This is a genomic window from Longimicrobiaceae bacterium, from assembly GCA_035936415.1.
GTDB lineage: Bacteria > Gemmatimonadota > Gemmatimonadetes > Longimicrobiales > Longimicrobiaceae > JAFAYN01.
This window is the reverse complement of the sequence record DASYWD010000395.1, coordinates 1-1723: the sequence shown is the minus strand read 5'-3', so window position 1 is coordinate 1723 and position 1723 is coordinate 1. Positions and strand designations below refer to the sequence as shown.

At 75.0% G+C, this 1723-nt stretch carries 1 protein-coding gene; it reads left to right on the top strand.

All coding sequences use genetic code 11. From position 1 onward, the window contains the following. Positions 1 to 1723, top strand: a 1723-nt coding sequence (locus tag VGR37_16025; GenBank protein ID HEV2148914.1) for a condensation domain-containing protein, incomplete at both ends; no start/stop codon positions are given.

Here is a 1723-nt window from a genome sequence, read left to right as displayed (position 1 = left end):
CACGAGGCGCTGCGCACGACCTTCTCCCTGGCCGGCGGCGAGCCGGTGCAGCGGATCGCCCCGCTCGGGGAGAGCCGCTTCCACCTGGTGGAGCACGACCTGGGCGGTCAGGCGGACGCCGAGGAGGAGCTGCGCCGCCTGCTCTCGCAGGAGTGGAGCACGCCGTTCGACCTGGAGCGGGGGCCGCTCATCCGCGGGTGCCTGGTGCGGCTCGGGGAGGAGGAGCACGCGCTGCAGGTGACCATGCACCACGTGGTCTCCGACGGCTGGTCCGCGGGCGTGTGGGCGGCGGAGCTGAGCGCGCTCTACGCCGCGTTCCGCAGCGGGGAGGCGGACCCGCTGCCGGGGCTGGCGGTGCAGTACGCCGACTATGCCGTCTGGCAGCGGCGCTGGGTGGAGGGAGAGGTGCTGCGCCAGCAGGCGGAGTACTGGAAACGGACGCTCTCCGGCGCGCCCGAGCTGCTGGAGCTGCCCACCGACCGCCCGCGTCCGGCCGAGATGGACCACGCCGGAGCGCTGCTGGGTGTGGCGCTGGACGAGGAGCTGACCGCCGGGCTGAAGGCGCTGTCGCGGCGGCAGGGGACGACGCTGTTCATGACGCTGCTGGCCGGCTGGGCGGTGGTGCTCTCGCGGCTCTCGGGGCAGGAGGATCTGGTCGTGGGCACGCCCACGGCCAACCGGGGCAGGAGGGAGATCGAGGGGCTGATCGGCTTCTTCGTGAACACGCTGGCGCTGCGCGTGGACCTCTCGGGCGCACCGACGGTGGGGGAGCTTCTGGAGCGGGTGCGGGAGCGCGCGCTGGAGGCGCAGCAGAACCAGGACGTCCCCTTCGAGCAGGTGGTCGAGGCGGTGCAGCCGGCGCGCAGCCTGGCGCACAGCCCCCTCTTCCAGGTGACCTTCGCCTCGGAGGCCGCGCCCGGGGACGAGCCGCGCCTTCCCGGGCTCCGGGTGGAGGCGATGGACCGTGCCGCGGAGCGGGTGAGCGCGAAGTACGACCTGTCGCTCTCGCTCGGGGAGTCGGAGGGGCGGATCGTGGGCGGGGCGCAGTACGCGGCGTCGCTCTTCGGCCGGAGCACGGTGGAGCGCTACCTGGGCTACCTGCGGCGGGTGCTGGAGGAGATGGCGGCCGGGCCGGAGCGGCCGGTCGCCGGGCTGGAGATGCTTCCGGAGGAGGAGCGGCGGCAGGTGGTGGAAGGGTGGAACGCCACCGAGGCCGAGTACCCGCGCGAGCTGTGCGTGCACCAGCTCTTCGAGGCGCAGGCGCGGCGCAGTCCCGACGCGGTGGCGCTCGTCTCCGCGGGCGAGGCGCTCAGCTACGCGGAGCTGAACGCCCGGGCGAACCGCCTGGCGCACCACCTGGTCGGGCTGGGCGTCGGCCCCGAGGCGCGGGTGGCCGTCTGCGTGGAGCGCAGCGCGGAGATGGTCGTCGCCCTGCTGGCGGTGCTCAAGGCCGGCGGGGCCTTCGTGCCGCTGGACCCGGAGTACCCGCCGGAGCGCCTGGGCTACATGTTGCGCGACAGCGCCCCGGCGGCGGTGCTGACCCAGGGCCCGCTCCTGGAGCGGCTTGGGGCGGCGGAGGTGGCGGAGCTGGCGGGGGTGCCGGTGCTGGACCTGGCGGGCGATGCCGCGGCCTGGGCGCGCCGGCCGGAGAGCGACCCTGTGCGGGGGGCGCTGAGCCCGGAGCACCTGGTGTACGTGATCTACACGTCCGGGTCCACCGGCC